Below are 18,637 nucleotides of genomic sequence, written 5' to 3' on the forward strand. Positions count from 1 at the left end.
TTTGGAGAGAGAACCTAATGCCCACTGAGCTGGACACCGCGCTTGAACACATCATTGGCGAACTGACTAAGGAAGGCCAGCCATTCGAAACAATACCCTTTGACCGCAACGGCGTATCAATGCCGTCCTTCAAGAACGCGCCACCCAGCCTCGCACATTATTTTGCGCATTTCTGCAATGAAAACAAAGATTTGACATTCCTGGTTGATGGCGATGTACGGCTAAATTTCGGCGAAAGCTGGGCAGCGGCAAGCTGTGTCGCACACGGTCTTGCGACCAAACATGGTGTCAAGAAGGGCGACCGCGTGGGGATCGCTGCACGCAATTCATCAAATTGGATGATCGCATACATGGGCATCGTCATGGCTGGCGGCTGCGTGACCTTGCTGAACGGTTTCTGGTCAGGTGACGAACTTGCCTATGGCATTCGCCTGGCGGAATGCGATCTGGTGCTTGCTGATGCTGGCCGCGCCAAGCGACTCGAAGGTACCGATCATCCTGCGAAGATCGTTTTGTTCGAGCATGACAGCACGCCGGCATTAGGCCTGGCGGAGGTCTGGGCCGAAGGTGACACCGCGATGGCGATGTTGGCTACACTTGGTCCTGATGATCTCGCCACCATCCTCTACACCTCCGGCTCAACTGGTAACTCGAAGGCGGCATATTCTGACCACCGCGGCGTTGTAAGCGGCGTATTCAGCTACATCTCGCAAAGTGCGATGGCCAAGGTGTTGATGGAATCGCGCGGAGAAGACGTGAGTGCTCAGCCTTGCGCGCTGATCGCTGTCCCGCTGTTTCATGTGACCGGCGAAGTACCACTCTTCCTGCAAAGCTTTGGCATTGCGCGGAAACTCGTGCTGATGCCGAAATGGGACGCGCGCGAAGCGCTGCGCCTTATGGAAGCGGAGAAAGTGACGTACTTCGTTGGCGTTCCCTTGATGAGCTATGAAATCGCGACGCATCCCGATCGCGACAGTTTCGACGTATCAAGCTGTAAGAGTTTCGCCGCTGGCGGCGCACCCCGCCCGGTCGATCATGTGAACAAGATCAAGGAAGCGTTCCCCGAAGGCTTCCCCTTGCTTGGTTACGGCCTGACCGAAACCAACGCAGTTGGCTGCGGCAACTTCAACGAGAACTACATGGCGAAGCCGGGGTCTACCGGGAAGGCCAGTGTGCCGCTGGTTGATTTGGCCATTCTCGACAATGATGGAAACCCACGCCCTAAAGGCGAAGTCGATGAAGTCTGCATCCGTTCAGTCGCCAACTTCCTTGGCTATTGGAACAATGAGGAAGCGACCAGTTCTGCTTTCACTGATGACCAGTATTTCCGCACGGGTGACCTGGGCTATCTCGATGCAGATGGCTACCTCTTCATCGTAGACCGGAAGAAAGACATTATCATTCGAGGCGGCGAAAATATTTCCTGCATCGAAGTCGAAGAAGCGATCTATGGCCACGATGCTATCGCCGAATGCTCTGTGTTCGGCATTCCCGATGATCGGATGGGCGAAGTGCCTGCGGCTGTATACTACCAGAAGGACGGGAGCACACCGATCAGCAAGGAAGAGCTCCGCGAGTATCTGCTTTCACGCATCGCGCCATTCAAGGTGCCGCTGCCCGAGCATATCTGGGTATCGGACAAAGCATTGCCCCGCCTCGGAACACAGAAGATCGACAAACGCACCGTTCGAACCATGTTCGCCGGTGATCTAATGGACGCTTAGGGCTGGATCGAAGGAGCAGGCTCGCTTGAATTCCGTCAAAGTCCCGCGCCAACGCGCGATAATCGATCGGCGCAAGACCGCCGAGGCGATAAACACGTTGGTAGAGGGTAAGGGCGACAAGGCCCGGGCGGAAATCGTCTCACTGCTTCGCGAAAAGCTTGCTTCAGGTCGCGCTGAGATCGCCAGCCGCCTGCAGGAGAAGCCCTCTGCGGGGCACGAGTGCGTGGCTGCGCAAGCTCTGCTGATCGATCAGCTGATCCGGTTGGTGCACGACCATGTTGTCGAAAATGTCTATCCGGTTGCCAATCGATCCAGCGCAGAACGGATCGCGATTTTGGCCGTAGGCGGCTACGGTCGCGCCGAAATGGCACCGCATTCGGATGTCGACATTGCTTTTATCACACCTACAAAGCGCGCGCCCTGGTGCGAGCAGGTGATCGAGGCAATGCTCTATTTCCTATGGGATCTTGGTCTGAAAGTCGGGCAGTCGAGCCGTACTGTTGATGAAACCATCCGTATGGCGAAAGAGGATCTGACGATCCGCACTGCATTACTTGAAAGTCGTTTCATCTGGGGGGATCGCGGACTTTATGAAGAGACCGGTCAGCGATTCTGGGCGGAAGTCGCCAAGGGCAGTGAACGTCAGTTTCTTACGCAGAAACTGGAAGAGCGTGATGCACGGCACAAACGCATGGGCGATAGCCGTTATGTCGTCGAACCCAATATCAAGGAAGGCAAGGGCGGCCTGCGCGATCTTCAGACGCTCTATTGGATCGGCAAATATATCCACCGGGCCCGAAGCGCGGCAGAATTGGTCGATGTTGGACTGCTGACCAAGGCCGAATACAGTAGTTTTCGCCGTGCCGAAGGCTTTCTGTTGGCTGTCCGCAGCCACATGCACATTATAACCGGGCGCGCCGAAGACCGGCTCACCTTTGACCTTCAACGCGAAGTAGCCTCCCGGATGAACTTCGCGGATCGCCCCGGCAAAAGTGCGGTCGAACGCTTCATGCAGTTCTATTTCATTCAGGCAAAGCGGGTTGGCAGTCTGACCGGCGTGTTCCTGTCTCATCTGGATGAGGAATTTGCCAAGAAACGCGCCCGCACTGGCTTCTTCGCCGGCTGGAAGCAGAAGGCACGCACTCTCAAAGGCTATCGGGTTTTTGGCGGAAGGATCGCCGCACCATCTGATTATTGGTTCAAGAATGATCCAGTCCGGTTGATCGAAATCTTTCAGCTTGCTGAGGCCAACGGTCTGGAAATCCACCCTGACACCATGCGTCAGGCAGACAGAGACAGCACGCTAATCAAAGCCGACATCCGCAATGACGAACGGGCCAATGCGTTGTTTGTTGAATTACTCTCTGGTCGCAACGACCCCGAGATGGTGCTGCGCTGGATGAACGAGGCCGGCGTATTCGGACGATTTGTACCGGATTTTGGCAAGGTCAACGCGCAGATGCAGTTCGACATGTATCATCACTACACAGTCGATGAGCACACTATTCGCGCGATTGGTTTGCTCTCGCGGATCGAGAAAGGCGAGCTAAAGTCTGACCATCCACGCTCTTCTCGCCTGATTCACCGGATCAATTCGCGCCGTGCGATATATGTTGCCGTCCTGCTTCATGATATCGCCAAAGGACGCGGCGGAGATCACTCTACACTCGGAGCTGAGGTGGCAGAACGGCTTTGCCCACGTTTTGGATTATCCGAAGACGAGACAGACTTGGTAGCGTGGCTGGTTCGGTATCACCTGCTGATGAGTGCGACAGCATTCAAGCGAGACTTGACCGACCCCAAGTCGATCGAAGACTTCGTTGGAGAAGTCCAAAGCCTAGAGCGCTTGCGCAATCTGATGATCCTGACAGCAGTCGACATCCGCGCGGTTGGACCGGGAACCTGGAACAGCTGGAAGGGACAACTGCTGGGCAGTCTTTACGATGCCGCGCATGAACGCCTGCGTCTTGGTCATATGAAGCATGGTCGGGATCAACGCATCGCCGCCAAGCAAGAGGCAGTTTCCGCTTTGCTGGGCGATAAGGTCGAGCTCTTGGATGAAGTCGGCAAGCTGTTCGATGATTCATACTGGATCGCCGAACCAGAAGATATGATTGCAAGCAATCTGATCCAGTATGAGGTTGCGCGAAAAATCGAAGAGCATCTTTCGATTCATTGTGAGTTTGACGAAACCCGCGGAGCAACTTTGGTCAGCGTAATTGCGGCTGATCACCCGGGCCTGTTCTTTCGCATCGCGGGCGGAATCGCGCTGGCTGGCGCGAATATCATTGACGCACGCATCCATACTACGCGCACCGGTTACGCGGTCGACAACTTCCTGGTGCAGGATCCGCACGGTCAGCCATTTGCCGAGGGCCAACAATTGAATCGGCTCGAAAAGTCAATTCGGGAAGCTCTTGCCAATCAGGGCGAGTTGGTACCGAAGCTTGCTGCTCGGCCCTTGCCAATTTCCCGTTCCAAGGCATTCAGGATCGCCCCGCGCGTCACCTTTGACAACAACGCATCGGGCCGTTTCACAGTGGTTGAGGTGAATGCTCGGGATAGACCGGCGTTGCTCAATCGGTTGGCCAGAGCGTTATTCGAAAGCAGCCTGGTGATACATTCCGCGCATATCACCGCCTATGGCGAACGCGCCGCTGATACGTTCTATGTCACTGATCTGCTTGGCTCGAAAATCACCAGCAATGATCGCTTGAAAGAGATAACAGAAAGATTGCTGCACGCAGCCAGCGACGAGCGACAGAAGCAGCTTGAAGAAGCCTGATTGGCGTTCGTCTGCTATTAGTTGCTTTTCAAGACTTTCGCGCTAATAGCGCGCCTAGAGGACTGAGAGGAGACCCCCCCAAATGAATACCAAATTTTCTTCATTGAAGACGCTTGCCCTGCTTGGCGCCGGCATGGCGATGCTGCCTGCATCTGCCTACGCACAGGACGCTGAAGAAGAGGAAGAGCAACAGACTGGCCGAACCAGCATTGCCGATGCGACCAACGTGATCGTGGTGACCGGCACTAAAACCCAGAACGCCGAAAACGTGCAGGATGTCCCGCTTGCAGTCACCGCATTCAACGCGGAAAGCCTAGAAGCACTCAAGGTTCGTGACGTTCAAAGCCTGACCTATTCAGCGCCCAACGTATCGCTCGACCAGATTGGCACCAGCCGCGGCACAGCCAACTTCTCGATCCGCGGTCTAGGCATTAACAGCTCGATCCCGTCAATCGACCCGACAGTGGGCGTGTTTGTTGACGGCGTTTACCTCGGGTTCAATGGTGGCGTTGTTTTCGACCTGTTCGATTTGGAAAGCGTTGAAATTCTGCGCGGCCCTCAGGGCATCCTGTTCGGCCGGAACACCACCGGCGGCGCGGTGTTGATCAACACCGGCAACCCGACTGACTACCTGACCGGGAAATTCCGTGCGGCGGTCGATGGACCGCTGTTGGATGGTGGCCGTGGCGGCGCAAATTATACCGTTAGCGGCGTAGTTTCAGGTCCGATCGTTGAAGACACCCTGCTGTTCAAGCTGGGCGGATATTACAACAAGGATGAAGGCTACTTCACTAACCTGTTCGATGGCTCGAACCACGGCAAGGCAGAGACCAAAATCCTGCGAGGAGCGCTGGAAGGTCGCTTTGGCGATCTTACGCTGACCGGCAAGCTCGACTATTTCACCAGCGATGGCGACGGCCCTTCAGGCCAGAACCGCGGTCTGTTCGAGCGTGACACTTTCGATCTGTCGATCGACGAGCGCGGTAACTACGACAACGAAATCTGGACCGGCTCTTTGACCGCTGAACTGGACATCGGCCCGGGCACGCTGACGAACATCTTCGGCTATCGCGAATATTCAGCGACAACGCTGGGCGATATCGACAGTCTGCCGATCTTCGGTTTCCATTCAAGCACAGAAACCGAGCAGGATCAGATTTCGAACGAGATCCGTTACGCGATCTCTACCGACAACTTCGATCTGACAATCGGCGGGTTCTACTTTGACCAGTCGATTGCCTACACCGAGACTCGTGACCTGCCGCCGCTCAGCCCGCTGACCTTCTATGGCGGCGGATCGCAGGACCACGAAGTCTTGGGCGCATTCGCGGCAGGTCAGTATTACCTGACTTCGGACTTTTCCGTTATCGCCGGTATCCGCTGGAGCCGCGAGGAAAAGAATGCGGGCGTGACTTATGTTCGCCCGCGTCCGGAATGTTCAGTTGTTGGCGGCACATGCCCAACCAGCGGCACAAACCCATTCATTCCGACCGAAAACAACGGTTTCGAAGATGGCCGCAGCTGGACCAACTGGTCGCCGAAATTCGGCTTCCAGTATGAATTCGACGACAGCCAGATTTATGCACACTGGACCCGCGGCTATCGCAGCGGTGGCTACAACTTCCGTATCACCAACGCGACGGTGTTTGAGACTGTAGTTGTTCCGGCAACTGGCGGTAACTTCGGCTTCGATGAAGAGCGCGTAGACAACTACGAGATTGGCGGCAAGTTCCAGACCAGCGATGGTGCATTGACCGTCAACGCTGCCGTCTATCTGACCAAGATCGATGACATGCAGCGCGAAGTGAACCAGAGTTCGCCAACTGCTGGTGTCTCGCAGTTCATCCTGAACACGGCGGACGCCGAGATCCTTGGCTTCGAAGCTGAAGGGCGCGCGCGGGTAACCGACAATCTGATCTTCACGGCGAACCTTGGTATCATCGATGACGACTACAAGAGCGTAGCCTTTGATATCTCCAGCGACGGCGCGATCGACGATGCAGACACTGCTCTGCGTCTGCCACGTGTGCCCGAAATCACCTGGGGCGTCGGCCTTATCCATGAGCTGATCTTGCCTGCAGGGGCGATCGTCAGCCGCGTGAACTATCAGTTCCGTGACGAATTCGCCTACACGGATAACAACTTCGGCTGGATCCAGGCTGCTGACAACCTTGATGCCAACATCACTTGGGAAACCCCGATGGATGGCCTGTCGGTATCAATCTACGGCAAGAACCTGCTCGATCAGGTTCAGGCTGGCGGGGACACCCAGCTCCCGTTCGGCGGCCCGCTTGGGAACGGCGTAAACCGTCCATTCGATGCCTACCCAGCTGCAGGCACTCTGTCGCCGCTGTCGAAGGGCCGCCAGATCGGTGCGGAAATGACCTTCGAATTCTAATTCGAGCAACATCGGAGATTATGGGAAGGGCGCTTCTTCGGAGGCGCCCTTTTCTTTTGCAGGCTATCTCTGCTCTGCGATCAGGAGCAGCGCGATATGCTTGTCATCAAAGCAGACAAAACCCCATTCCACGCTGACATTTGAGATCGGGTTCCACAATCCGTCATAACGGTTCGAGACAACTGTCAGCGAAGAGCTGTCGAATGCTGACAAGAAGTCCTGAGCGCAGCGAGACGCAGCGGTGAAACCAAGCCATTCCTTCGAGGGGTTGGAGATGTCGTTTGCGATCGCCTTTGTGATCTCGCCAAACGCTGTACGCGGGCTATCCGAGTCACCATGCGCATCAAGCAGTTCCCAATTGAAGCCGATGGGCAAGTATCCGTGCTTCTGTACAAATGCGTCAGCCACCGCAGAATGTAGTCCTGCGTCAGGTTGTGTCAGCCCATGTTGAAACGAAGTGCGAGCGCCTGCGTTCAGGCGAGGCAGCCATTCGGCTTCAAACCGCGCCAGCGCCTCACTCACTGCTCTTGCTTCCGCCGCTCGCCAAACAGAGCGGTCCCAACACGCACATGGGTCGAGCCGAGCATCACAGCGGTTTCGTAATCACCGCTCATGCCCATGCTCAGCTGCTCAAGGCCATTGTCGGAAGCCAGCTTGGCCAGATAAGCAAAGAATGGTGCAGGCTCGATGTCGAGAGGTGGGATACACATCAGGCCCGCTATCGGAATGTCGGCAGAATGCGCCAGTTCAATCAGCGAAGGCAAATCGGAGACTGCGCAACCGCCCTTTTGTTCTTCCTGGCCAATATTGACCTGGATAAAACACGGCACCCGCTTGCCTGCCTTATCCATGGCTTTGCCAAGTGCTTTGACAAGGCTCACTCGATCCAATGCGTGTATGCAGTCAAATAACGCTATAGCATCTTCGGCCTTATTTGATTGCAGCTGACCAATCAGATGCAGCTCGACCCCGGGATAGGCTTCGCGAATTGCCGGCCATTTCTGTTGCGCTTCCTGAACCCGGTTTTCCCCGAACACGCGATGCCCAGCTTCCAGCAGGGGTGAGATCTTCTCTGCAGGATGAGTCTTGCTGACTGCAATCAGTGTGACGCCATCAGGATCGCGGCGCGACGGCTTGCACGCCTTTTCAATATTGGCGCGGACATCTTCCAGGCGAGTTGCAGCTTCATTTGCCATGACGGCGCGCTATAGCGTGACGATGGCACAGTTCCAGTCCCTACCTGCGCTTTGGCTGCTTTCTGACGAACGCAACGATGCGGTTCTTGAATCCGCTTTGGCGCGATTGCCGCGCGGTTCTGGCTTCGTTTATCGCCATTATCATCTAGGCGATCCGCAGCGCTGGACCCGGTTTCGGGAACTAAAGCATAGCTGCCGAGCTTATGGCCATGCAGTCATTCTGGCAGACAGCGCATTGACGGCGCGCGAATGGGGAGCAGACGGGATCTACGGATCACCGCGCGCGCTATATCCGACCAGGCAAGACTTGCTGACGATCGCGACGGCGCACGACATGCGCGAGATTGGGGACGCGCATCGGGTCAAGGCCAATGCAGTGATGCTGTCACCTGCGTTTGCCACCAACTCGCATCCGGGCGCGCCGTGCCTTGGCACCAGCCGGTTCAAGATGCTCGCCCGGCACTCTCAAGTGCCGGTTATTGCGCTGGGCGGCATGAATGTTCGCAATGCCAAGCGCCTGAAATGCTCGCGCTGGGCGGCGATCGACGGGCTCAGTTAAGCAATCAGCATTCCGCACTTCGCTTGACCGCGAGTCCGGGAAGATTCATGGTGTGTTCTTACAGGAGATTTTGGCACCATGGCGACACGCTCGATGCGCAAAAAAGGACAGGCAGATTGGCGGGCGGCATTTCGTCGCTCGATGCGCCGCGCTGCGCAAATGGCGGGCGCAGGCGGCCTGCTGATCCTGCTGGTCTTTCTGACTCTGGCAATGGCCAGCTATACACAGACTGACCCGTCTGGTTCTACCGCCGCATCAGGCACTGACATTCGCAATTGGATGGGCGCGAGCGGGGCGTGGGCTGCGGACAAGGTCCTGGGCACATTCGGCATCACGTCAGTGCTGCTGCTGCCGCTCATATACATTGGCGCGCGCAAGCTGTGGCAAGGGATAGAGCACGAGGACGAAGAAGACACGACGCGCTGGTGGCTGCCGCTGGGCATGCTGCTGATCGCAATGGTGCTGCTTTCAACCTTCCTTTCGCTCGTCTTTGAAGGCCCCAACAGTACCTTGCCAGCCCAAATGGGCGGTATTTCGGGCCTTTTAGGCGCCAGTGCCATAGATGCCATCGCGAACCGATTTGGTGATGATTTGTCTGGATGGGTCACTGGTGGCCTGGTGGTTACCTGTCTTGCAGGCGGCATCGGCTTAACCACAAGGGTTTTCGCAATTGACTGGAGGAGCTTGCTGACTCTGCCTGATTTTGTTCGCGGTCTCTTGCCGGAGCGTTCAACGCGCGAAATCACCGATGACAATTCGGGTTCAACGATCAAGCGCGTCAAGGCCAAGCGCGCGAAGTCTGAAAACGAAGCGGTGCCGGAACCCACGCCGCGCCGTTCGCCAACGATCAGCGATCCCACGGCGGCGCCGAAGAAAGCCGTGCTGGCCAAGGCCAAGCAACGCGACATGTTTGCGAATTTCGATCTGCCTAATCTGGATCTGCTAGAGGACATGCCGGAGGATAAGGCGGTCAAGCTCGACAAGATGGCGCTGGAACGTAATGCGCGCCTGCTCGAGAACGTGCTCGACGATTTCAACGTCAAGGGTGAGATTACCGCGGTGCGCACTGGTCCGGTTGTCACAATGTACGAGCTGGAACCGGCGCCGGGGATCAAGGCCAGCCGGGTGGTGGGACTAGCAGAGGACATCGCCCGCAATATGAGCGCTATCTCCGCGCGTGTTGCGCCGATCCCGGGCAAAACGGTGATGGGTATCGAGCTGCCCAATGCTGAACGGCAGATCGTCAGCTTCAAGGAACTTGCCGCATCCGCTGCCTTTGCTGAGAACAAAGGAACGCTGCCGATCATTCTGGGCAAGGATATTGCGGGCGAGCCGATCGTCGCAGACCTCGCCGCGATGCCGCACTTGCTGGTCGCCGGTACCACCGGTTCTGGTAAGTCGGTTGGCCTCAACGCGATCCTCTTGTCGCTGCTCTATCGTTTCACGCCAGCCGAATGCAAGCTGATCCTGATTGATCCTAAGGTGCTGGAATTAAAGAGTTATGATGACATTCCGCACTTGCTGTCGCAGGTGGTAACAGAGCCGCACAAGTCGGTTCGTGCGCTCAAATGGGCGGTCGAGGAAATGGAGCGCCGCTATCGCATGATGAGCAGCGTCAATTCGCGCAATATCGGCGGTTTCAATGAGAAGGTGCGCGCTGCCGCAGCGAAGGGCAAGCCGCTCGGCCGGCGGGTGCAGACCGGCTTTGATCCGGAAACGGGCGAGGAGCTGTATGAGGAAGAGCAGCTCGATTACGAGCCACTGCCGATGATCGTGTTGATCGTTGACGAGCTGGCCGACCTGATGGTCACCGTCGGCAAGGAGATCGAGGTGCTGATCCAGCGGCTGTCGCAAAAGTCGCGCGCGGCGGGCATTCACCTGATCATGGCGACACAGCGCCCTTCGGTCGATGTCATCACAGGTGTGATCAAGGCAAACCTTCCCACCCGTATCAGCTTCAAGGTGACCAGCCGGATCGACAGCCGCACGATCCTGGGCGAACAGGGCGCGGAGCAGCTGCTGGGGCGTGGCGACATGCTCTACAAGCCGAACACGGGCGCGCTGATCCGCGTTCACGGGCCCTTCGTCAGTGATGACGAGGTGGAACGGGTTGCCAACTATTGGCGCGGCCAGGGCAAGCCCGAATACATCGACGCGGTCACCGAAGAGCCCGAAGATGGCGGCGGGCTTAGCTTCGAAGACGAGTTGACCGCGTCTGACAGCCCGGAAGAGCGCAAATACCGCCAGGCGTGTCAGATCGTGATCGAGAATCAAAAGGCTTCTGGATCATGGCTGCAGCGCCAGATGGGTGTAGGCTACAACACGGCAGCCAAATGGATCGAGCGGATGGAAGCCGAAGGGCTGGTTGGCCCCGCAAACCACGTTGGCCGCCGCGATATCTACCGCGACCAAGACGGCAATCCTATTTAGCGTCTATAGAGCTGAAATTGGGTAGAAAGCGGTCATCAAGCGTGTAGGATTAGCGGATGACTGGTCGCCCCAAGTTTAAGCTTTCGAGGCTTCGTGAAATTGGTTGGGCGAAGTGGGACCCAATTGGACTGAGTGGGACCGAAGATTGGTCCGAAGATGAATACGACAGTTATCTACTCCAAGCGGCTGGGCGCTTGTGGAATGGCGAGAGCCGACAAGAAGTGACGAGCTACTTGGTCAGTATTGAAACTGAATACATGGGCCTTGGCGAGGCACCCGGCATTCATCAACGGGCAAATGAATTTGCTGACGCGCTGAGTAATTATGTAACCGAGCTCCGCGCCTGATGTCCGCTATTGGGTCGTTAGCGGACAATCGTGGATCGCACGGATCTTGGTATCCAATCACCCTCAAGATCATTGGTTAGCGGGTTTTGGCGGAACGCCGCATTGACGTCACAATTTGTGACGCTTTTGGAACTATTTTAACACCTTGAATAACCGATTTGGCTCACAAAATTGGGGGTCTGCTCGCACGGGGTGTATATACCCGCGTGTATCGGGCGTGCGACCCGCGCATGGTTCGCGCGTGGTTTAAAATCAGGGTTAGGAATTTCTAAACGACATCTGCGTATTCGTGCGTAGATGACTAAGAACAAAGCCTACAGGGGGATAGGCCGCGCTTTCATGCTCGTCTTGAGCATCGCGTGCCTCGGTTTCACACCAGCAAGTGCCATGGCGCAGGAAGGGGGGTGGACCCTCGAGCCAAGTGCCCGCGTCGAAGCGGGCGTGGTCAGCGCGGAAACAGCGACACGTGACGAGCAGATCGTGGTTGACGGCGACGCGCTGACCTTCCGCAGTCAGCTCGCTTTTGATCTCGAGGACGAGGATACACGGTTCCGCCTGGAGGCCGACCGGATCGAAGTCGTTCGCCTGGGCGATGGCCGCCGTGACAGCAACCGTAATCGCATCACCGCGCAGTTCGATCAGGAACTGAACGAAGACTGGGATATCCAGCTCCGTGCCCGATACTACGACGATCTGGTGACCGCGGAATCCTCCGATACCGACGAGATTCAGGGTTCGGTGCAGGTCACCTACGAGCCGAAGCGCGCCCACCGCTTCCGCGCCAGAGCCACCTGGCGAGAGCGTGAATATGACAACGGGACCGGCGGCGCGCAGACCACCGGCGAAGGGCCGCGGCTTGATGTGCAGTATCGCCACCGTCTTGGCCGCTACCACTACGTGACCCTAGATGCGCGCGCCGAAGAGATCAATTCGGATGATCCCCGTCGCGGTTACCAGCGCCAGTCTGCCAAGGTTTCCTACACCCATCCGCTGACCCGTGACCTGCGCGTCCGGCCTGCGGTCGAATATCTCAACACAAAGTTCGACGGACGACTGACCGAAACCGGTGCGCGTCGCAATGACGAACTGTTCGTGCCGGAAGTCGAGCTGATGTGGTGGCCCGACCGCTGGCGCATCGAAGCCGAAGCCAAATATATCACTTCGAGCAGCAACCTCGCGACCCGTGATCGTGAGGGATACCGTTTCACTCTGACGGTTGGGTATGCTCTCTGAGCTGATCTCTAATCTACGCCGAGTGTGGGGGCGCGCCACGCCGCAAGTGCGGCGCCCCTTCTACATCGGCCTTGCCGTCGGGGCTGTCCTGGCGGCGCTTGTGCTTGCCGGTTTCCTGAACACCGGCAGCTTTTTCGCCATGCCTTCCTCCTTCGAAGGTACGGCAACCTCCTACGCAATCTGGGGCCTCAGACCATCCAACCTGTTGATGGTCTTGCCCTTGGGCGCGTTCCTCGTGGTGCTCGCCCGCAGCTTTGTCGGGGTGAAGGCGTTTGGTCTGTTCACCCCCATGCTGATCGCGTTGGCCTTCCTGCAAATCGGCCCGATCATGGGCCCGATAGTTCTGATTTCCTCGGTGCTTACCGGAATGATCGTAACCCCAACCTTGCTAAAATTGCGGATGACGCGCGTTGGCTTCCTGGGTGTGCTGATCTCACTCGTTGTGCTTGTCCTTGTGGGCCTACAGATCATCCTCGATACCAACTTGCAGGTGGACGCATTCCCCGTGATCGTGACCGCGCTGGTCGTTGAGCGCTGGTGGAAACAGTGGGAAAAGGACGGACCGAAAGAGGCCGCCTTCATCGCCTTCAGCACGTTCATTCTCGCACTGGTCATCCAGTTTGTGATGGTCTCGCAATTTGCGCTGGCTCTGATCGAGATGTCACCGCTGTTGATGCCGGCGTTCACCGCAGTAGCGATCGCGATACTCGGCCGATACCGCGGGTTGAGACTTTCGGAGATCAAGCGCTTTGCACCGATCTGGCTTGAACGGCGACGAATGGCGCGCGAGCAAGCACTGGAAGACGACGAAGTTGAAGAGCTGTTCAAACGGCGCGCCGGCATCGGGATTGAAGAGGCCAAGGAACGCGCGCCTCCGGTCGAAGGTATGTGGGTCATCCGCTCCGCGGAAGATCTGACTGATCGAAGGCGAAGGCGACGCGTGCCGCAGCCAATCCGGAAACCTGATAGCGGGGCTCAGTTTGAGCCTCGCATTGGCGCATCTGAGGCCAAGCGCAAACGCCCGCTTGTCTACAACGCGTGGATCGTCCGCGAAGAAGAGGACGTCTGACCCATGTTCATGGATTTGATGAAACGCTTTGAACGCAAGCATGCGAGCCCTGCCGCCGCTCCTGAAGCGCTGCGCCCGGCACACAAGCCCAAACCACAGGACCTGAGTGCTTTCGAGGAAATTCTTGGCATCAACCAGCGCAATGCCATCATTGCCAAATACAATCCGCGCATCGCGATCGAACGGGCACGTGACAAGGTCGCAGCGAAGGTGGCGCTGGAGGCCGCGGGGATCGCATGTACCGGGACAGTTGCGGTAATCGATGACTACCAGTCGATGATGGCGTTCAAGCCAGAGCGAGACATGCCTGATAGCTGGGCGATCAAGCCCGCCCGCGGCTCTCAGGGCGACGGGATCCTGCTGGCGCTGCGCCGAGAAGGGAATACGTGGTACAAGGGATCTGGCACGCCGATGACGCCTAATGACGTCATCAACCACATCAACAAGATCATCGACGGCGGTTTTTCAGGCGACTCTGCGAGCGAAGACGCCGCGCTGATCGAACCCTTGATCCGCGCCGATCCGGCAATCGCCCATCTGGTGCCTGAGGGGCTGCCAGATCTGCGCGTAATTTGCCTCCACAACACGCCGCTGATGGCCATGCTGCGCCTGCCAACCAATGAATCCGATGGTAAGGCCAACCTGCACCAGCGCGCCATTGGCGCGGGCGTTTCTCTCGAAACCGGGCGAATAACGCGAGCGCTCGTGAAAGGCGAAGTCATCACACATCACCCTGATACTGGCAAAAAACTGATCGGTTTTCAGGTCCCGCATTGGGATCGCGTGCTTGAGCTGGCCGGCAAGTGCGGACCTGCGATCGGGCTCGGCTACTCGGGCTCAGACATCGTATTAGACGTCAATGACGGGCCGCTAATCATTGAAGTAAATGCCCACCCCGGCATCGAGATTCAGAACATAAACCAGGAAGGCCTGAAAGCGCGTATGCATGCCGCCGGCGAGGATTTCAAATGAGTAGCGTTACTCCGCAACTTCGATGCGTATGTCACCAAGCCGCGTAGAACGGTAAGTCACGACATCACCCGGCTGAAGGAAATGTCCGCCTTCGAATTCGTTCTCTAAGAAGGCCTCGATGATTGTCGGTATCAGGCCCTCGCCACGCGCCCAGCCGCCCCCGAAAACCCAATTCGCGCCGCCTTCGATGATGTCACCGCGTGTGGGAGAAGTGAAGATGACCCCTTCCGCTGTACCCGACATCAACGTAATGCCCGCATCAATCTGCGATTGTGGCGTCATCTCGAAGTAATTCCCTTGATACAGGAAGCGCGCGGTACCCATCTCGCCAAACGCCTTTTCAGCCAGCTCACGAAAATCGAGTGTCATCTCACCGCCGCGGGCATCCTGGCGTGGCTCTCCATTGACGAAAGTCATGAATCGCTCACTAGCAATGAAGCTCTTCCAATCGCGTGGAATCACCAGGAATGCCCCTGAAGGATAGAAGTCCGCGCGGCTTTTGGAATCGCTGAAGCCGCTACCGGAATCGAGATTGTCCGGATCGACCATCCGTGTGAGCGTCGCGCGATCGGTAAAATCACCGCAAAGGAACACGCCCTTGGTCGCAGCATCAAAATCTTCAAGCGACGCGACAGGCCGATCAAAGCGCATGCACAGTTCGATCTCATAGTCGAGCAGCACATCATCACGCGCCTCAACCCTTGTCCGCGCCGGAGTGGCCATACCGAATTTGGGGAACATGAAGACCGCGCTGCTCGACGCCTCTTCGGCGTGCTCAGGGAAATTGGTGCCGGTCCCGATGTGCCGGTCACCGGCGGGTGCAGCCGGAAGCAGGTCGGACATCTGATAAACTGCCTGCAGACCGTCGAGCTCTGCAAGGGCAATCAATTGTTCGTCGGATAATAATGCCAACACCTCGAATGGATCTGCGCTCGAATTGCCTGTCGCTTGTGACAGGTTTACCGCGCGAATAGTGTCACCGGAAAAATCCGTCACCATTAGTGTCGCAGGCTGAGCGTTCGCCTCCATAGTCTGCGCTAAAGTGACCGCCTCATCCAAAGGGGCGATCTTCATTTCCAGTGGCGCGTCCTCGAAACTGGCCGGATTGAACCTGGGATCGGGTGACGTCGCCCATAGTGCCAGCAGTATCCCGCCCGCTAACAGGGTCAGTATTGCAGATGCCTTTGCCAGCTTTGCCATGCTTTGCCCTCCAACCGGTCTTGAGCCGAGCCTAACGTCATTCGCCGGCAAAGAAAACGCCGCCCTGCCATTGGGGGCAGAGCGGCGCCACTTTTGAAGCAATCGGGAGGGAGAGGGATTACTTCAGATCTTCGCCCGTCATCGGTGTGTATTCATTAACTGCAGCTTCGTTCTTGGCGCGCTCTGCATCCGGTGAAGGGACAAGGCCGATCTCGCTGAGCGAACCGCCCGGCCCCCAGCTCTTGGCCCACTCTTGCAAATACTGATCCAGACCCGGGATTGCATTGCGATGCGCTGCCTTCACATAAACGTATAGCGGACGTGCGCCCGGATATGAGAAGTTCGAGATGTTCTCATAAGTCGGGTCGACGCCGTTCATCGGCAGGCCCTGCACCTTATCCGCGTTTTCTTCGAGATAGCTGAAGCCGAAGATACCGATCGAACGCGGGTTGTTCTCGATTTTCTGAACGATCAGATTGTCCTGCTCGCCCTGGTCGACATATTTGCCGTCAGCGCGCACCTCGGTGCAGACCTGATCATACTTGTCTTCGTCGCTCTCCTTCAGAGCTTCCATCTCTGGATTGCTCTTACAGCCAACTTCGAGAACGAGTTCCTTAAGCGCATCGCGCGTGCCAGAAGTGGACGGCGGGCCGTAGACAAAAATCGGCTCGTTCGGCAGTGACGGATCAACGTCTGACCATGTTTCATTGGTCTGCTCGCCGCCATAGGGGCTTGCCGCCAGTGCTTCGTAAACGATCTTTGGCGAAAGGTTCATCATGATGCCGCCTTGCGCCGAGGCAAAGGCAAGACCGTCCAGGCCGACCTGCAATTCAACGATGTCTGTGACGCCGTTTTCCTGACATGCTGCAAATTCGCTCGCCTTCATACGACGTGATGCATTGGCCATATCTGGTGTGCTGGGCCCAATGCCCGAGCAGAACAGGTTCATGCCGCCACCAGTTCCGGTCGATTCAATCAGAGGCGAGTTGAATTCGGGGTTTGAGCGCGCAAAACTTTCCGCAACCAGCTTGGCGAACGGAAACACCGTTGAGGAGCCAACTGCGCGGATTGAATCGCGGGTTCCACCGCCGGCGCTTTCACCGCACGCAGCGAGCGCGAGGCTTGAAATTGCAAGAAGTCCAATAGTTTTAATGTGACGCATTGAGGTAGTCCTTGATTTGATCCCTGGAGAATTGTCCTCTGCCTAAGGGAACTGCGTGACAGGAATATGACAGTTGTGAGTCGGTCATGAGCCTATTCTCATGGCCGTCTCGATTGATCAGAAGTCGATCTGCGCGCGCACTCCGACGACATCTACGTTATAGTCCGTGTCGCCGGTTGCAGTCGGATGTACCGCATTCGAATAGTCGAGCTTGCCATAGTTCGCGAGCAGCATGGTGTAGTCAGTCGGCTTCCAGACCAGCGAGAGGAAATAGCCGTCCTGTGTCCCGCCAACGATCCCAGCGTCGCTCAAGTCGAGGCGATCATAGCGGGCGTTGAGCTGGACCGAGCCCATACCGCCTTCACCCACTGGATTGGCTGGCTTCGTACGGTCAAACTTGCCGCCTTTGTAGCCACGTGTGTCGCCTTTGGTGAGGAAGTAGCCTACCTCTGCGTAGCCGCCAAAGAATGTCGGGTCGGCCGCGCCCATCGGCAAATTCACATTCTGCCAATGCCCTTCAACCACGCCGTGGAACGGACCCGCAATGAATGCGCCTTCAAGTCCAAAACCGAACTCGCTGGTCGCGCCCAGATTGCCGGTGTTGACGAAGCGTTCCGAGGTAAAGTGGACCAACGGACGCTGGCGATAACGAACGGTCTCACCAGCTTCGAGGTCTGAATAATGCACTGAACCACCAAAGTGTAGCTGAGCGTCGCCCGCCTTGGGGCTGAAAACAACGCGGCCATCCGCGCTCCAGTTCTTGTTGGAGAGGTCTTCCATATTGTCCGTGAAAAGACCGGTCTGGATCAGAACATCGCCGCTGCTGAAAGTGGCCGCTGCACCTACACGACGCTCGAATCCGAACGCATCGGTGAATGCCGCACGTTCGATAAAGCTGGTGTGAAGCGAGCTGGTCAATTCTTCCAGTGACTGGAAATTGTTCATCTGGCCAACCGCGATTTCAGCATCGCCGGCTTCGTAAGAAATCAAGGCATCCGTCACGGCAACGTCATTGCCCGCGAAATCGACTTCGAACTTGTAACCGAAACCGCCAGGCATATCGCCTGAAACGCCCAAACGTGCGCGGCGCGCTTCGCTGCCAAAACCGTCACTACGCCCTGTCGAAGATGGCACCGAGGTGAAACCAGCATCATATTGCAGGCGCCCACGCGGCTTGAAGCTCCAGCCCCCATCCGCTTTGATCTCCGGCGCGCCTTTGAAGGCGATGCTTGCGCCAGCGCCAGCTGCAGCAACTGCCGCAGTTGCTGTCTCGCTTGCGGTGGATGCAGCTTGCGATGCTGCTGCGGCCTGCGTAACTGCGACGTCTGCCTTGGCTTCCGCCTCAGCCAGTTCCGCTTCGAGCGAGTCGATGCGTTCAGCCATTGCAGCCATCGTGGCGCGCATTTCAGCCAGTTCTGCAGCAAGTTCAGCGTTATCTTGCGCCAGAGCCGGCTGAGCAAACAACATTGCGCTGACAGAGGCGGCGAGAAGCAAATTACGTTTCATTTTTGTGATAATCCCGTGATCGTTCTGCAACGCACCTATGACGAGAAAATTACAGT

The 18,637-nt window shown here is 57.1% G+C and carries 14 protein-coding genes; 9 read left to right on the top strand and 5 right to left on the bottom strand.

Annotated elements, in window-relative coordinates:
* Nucleotides 1-17 precede the first annotated feature (17 nt).
* The 3 genes from A6F69_RS01150 to A6F69_RS01160 all read left to right on the top strand — a co-directional run bounded on the left by A6F69_RS01150 (nt 18) and on the right by A6F69_RS01160 (nt 6,907).
* Nucleotides 18-1,724 (top strand): class I adenylate-forming enzyme family protein, encoded by a 1,707-nt coding sequence (locus A6F69_RS01150; RefSeq protein WP_067596573.1) that lies wholly within the window; start codon nt 18-20, stop codon nt 1,722-1,724.
* A gap of 25 nt (nt 1,725-1,749) precedes the next feature.
* The gene (locus A6F69_RS01155; protein WP_067596574.1) at nt 1,750-4,509 is read left to right on the top strand and encodes a [protein-PII] uridylyltransferase; all 2,760 of its coding nucleotides are present in this window, start codon (nt 1,750-1,752) and stop codon (nt 4,507-4,509) included.
* An 82-nt stretch (nt 4,510-4,591) separates the two neighbouring features.
* Complete coding sequence (locus tag A6F69_RS01160) at nt 4,592-6,907, top strand: TonB-dependent receptor (protein ID WP_067596575.1); 2,316 nt, start codon at nt 4,592-4,594, stop codon at nt 6,905-6,907.
* Between the two features lie 63 nt (nt 6,908-6,970).
* Here A6F69_RS01160 and A6F69_RS01165 read toward each other — a convergent pair whose 3' ends face one another.
* Both A6F69_RS01165 and A6F69_RS01170 read right to left on the bottom strand, forming a co-directional pair.
* Entirely contained in the window at nt 6,971-7,429 is a 459-nt protein-coding gene (locus A6F69_RS01165) for a hypothetical protein (RefSeq protein WP_067596576.1), read from the bottom strand.
* Nucleotides 7,426-8,103 (bottom strand): YggS family pyridoxal phosphate-dependent enzyme, encoded by a 678-nt coding sequence (locus tag A6F69_RS01170; protein ID WP_067596577.1) that lies wholly within the window; start codon nt 8,101-8,103, stop codon nt 7,426-7,428. The genes A6F69_RS01165 and A6F69_RS01170 overlap by 4 nt, the downstream gene beginning before the upstream one ends.
* A 22-nt stretch (nt 8,104-8,125) precedes the next feature.
* On the opposite strand from A6F69_RS01170, the gene A6F69_RS01175 reads away from it, so the two are divergent.
* From A6F69_RS01175 to A6F69_RS01200, 6 genes are all read left to right on the top strand, one after another.
* The gene (locus tag A6F69_RS01175; protein WP_245638309.1) at nt 8,126-8,662 is read left to right on the top strand and encodes a thiamine phosphate synthase; all 537 of its coding nucleotides are present in this window, start codon (nt 8,126-8,128) and stop codon (nt 8,660-8,662) included.
* A 78-nt stretch (nt 8,663-8,740) separates the two neighbouring features.
* A complete protein-coding gene (locus A6F69_RS01180) occupies nt 8,741-11,092 on the top strand; it encodes an FtsK/SpoIIIE family DNA translocase (RefSeq protein WP_067596579.1) in 2,352 nt (783 codons plus the stop codon).
* Nucleotides 11,093-11,148: 56 nt separating this feature from the next.
* Nucleotides 11,149-11,439, top strand: coding sequence for a hypothetical protein (locus A6F69_RS01185; RefSeq protein WP_067596580.1), 291 nt, complete (start codon nt 11,149-11,151; stop codon nt 11,437-11,439).
* 297 nt (nt 11,440-11,736) lie between these two features.
* Nucleotides 11,737-12,672: a hypothetical protein gene (locus tag A6F69_RS01190; protein WP_067596581.1), complete on the top strand. Its 936-nt coding sequence runs from the start codon at nt 11,737-11,739 to the stop codon at nt 12,670-12,672.
* Nucleotides 12,673-12,694: 22 nt separating this feature from the next.
* Nucleotides 12,695-13,741 (top strand): 7TM domain-containing protein, encoded by a 1,047-nt coding sequence (locus tag A6F69_RS01195; RefSeq protein ID WP_218916039.1) that lies wholly within the window; start codon nt 12,695-12,697, stop codon nt 13,739-13,741.
* A 3-nt stretch (nt 13,742-13,744) separates the two neighbouring features.
* Complete coding sequence (locus tag A6F69_RS01200) at nt 13,745-14,713, top strand: sugar-transfer associated ATP-grasp domain-containing protein (RefSeq protein ID WP_067596583.1); 969 nt, start codon at nt 13,745-13,747, stop codon at nt 14,711-14,713.
* Between the two features lie 6 nt (nt 14,714-14,719).
* Here A6F69_RS01200 and A6F69_RS01205 read toward each other — a convergent pair whose 3' ends face one another.
* From A6F69_RS01205 to A6F69_RS01215, 3 genes are all read right to left on the bottom strand, one after another.
* Nucleotides 14,720-15,913, bottom strand: coding sequence for a fumarylacetoacetate hydrolase family protein (locus A6F69_RS01205; protein WP_067596584.1), 1,194 nt, complete (start codon nt 15,911-15,913; stop codon nt 14,720-14,722).
* A 118-nt stretch (nt 15,914-16,031) separates the two neighbouring features.
* A complete protein-coding gene (locus A6F69_RS01210; RefSeq protein WP_067596585.1) occupies nt 16,032-17,075 on the bottom strand; it encodes a substrate-binding domain-containing protein in 1,044 nt (347 codons plus the stop codon).
* Between the two features lie 117 nt (nt 17,076-17,192).
* Nucleotides 17,193-18,581, bottom strand: a complete 1,389-nt coding sequence (locus tag A6F69_RS01215; protein ID WP_083984625.1) for an OprO/OprP family phosphate-selective porin — start codon at nt 18,579-18,581, stop codon at nt 17,193-17,195.
* Nucleotides 18,582-18,637 lie beyond the last annotated feature (56 nt).

The sequence above is a fragment of the Altererythrobacter ishigakiensis genome, assembly GCF_001663155.1.
In the GTDB taxonomy this organism is placed as follows: domain Bacteria; phylum Pseudomonadota; class Alphaproteobacteria; order Sphingomonadales; family Sphingomonadaceae; genus Erythrobacter; species Erythrobacter ishigakiensis.

Bases quoted from the DNA above. Each gene is read 5' to 3' on its own strand.
- A6F69_RS01205 (WP_067596584.1), bottom strand. From the start codon at position 15,913: ATGGCAAAGCTGGCAAAGGCATCTGCAATACTGACCCTGTTAGCGGGC.
- A6F69_RS01210 (WP_067596585.1), bottom strand. From the start codon at position 17,075: ATGCGTCACATTAAAACTATTGGACTTCTTGCAATTTCAAGCCTCGCG.
- A6F69_RS01200 (WP_067596583.1), top strand. From the start codon at position 13,745: ATGTTCATGGATTTGATGAAACGCTTTGAACGCAAGCATGCGAGCCCT.
- A6F69_RS01170 (WP_067596577.1), bottom strand. From the start codon at position 8,103: ATGGCAAATGAAGCTGCAACTCGCCTGGAAGATGTCCGCGCCAATATT.
- A6F69_RS01185 (WP_067596580.1), top strand. From the start codon at position 11,149: ATGACTGGTCGCCCCAAGTTTAAGCTTTCGAGGCTTCGTGAAATTGGT.
- A6F69_RS01175 (WP_245638309.1), top strand. From the start codon at position 8,126: ATGGCACAGTTCCAGTCCCTACCTGCGCTTTGGCTGCTTTCTGACGAA.
- A6F69_RS01160 (WP_067596575.1), top strand. From the start codon at position 4,592: ATGAATACCAAATTTTCTTCATTGAAGACGCTTGCCCTGCTTGGCGCC.
- A6F69_RS01190 (WP_067596581.1), top strand. From the start codon at position 11,737: ATGACTAAGAACAAAGCCTACAGGGGGATAGGCCGCGCTTTCATGCTC.
- A6F69_RS01215 (WP_083984625.1), bottom strand. From the start codon at position 18,581: ATGAAACGTAATTTGCTTCTCGCCGCCTCTGTCAGCGCAATGTTGTTT.
- A6F69_RS01180 (WP_067596579.1), top strand. From the start codon at position 8,741: ATGGCGACACGCTCGATGCGCAAAAAAGGACAGGCAGATTGGCGGGCG.
- A6F69_RS01150 (WP_067596573.1), top strand. From the start codon at position 18: ATGCCCACTGAGCTGGACACCGCGCTTGAACACATCATTGGCGAACTG.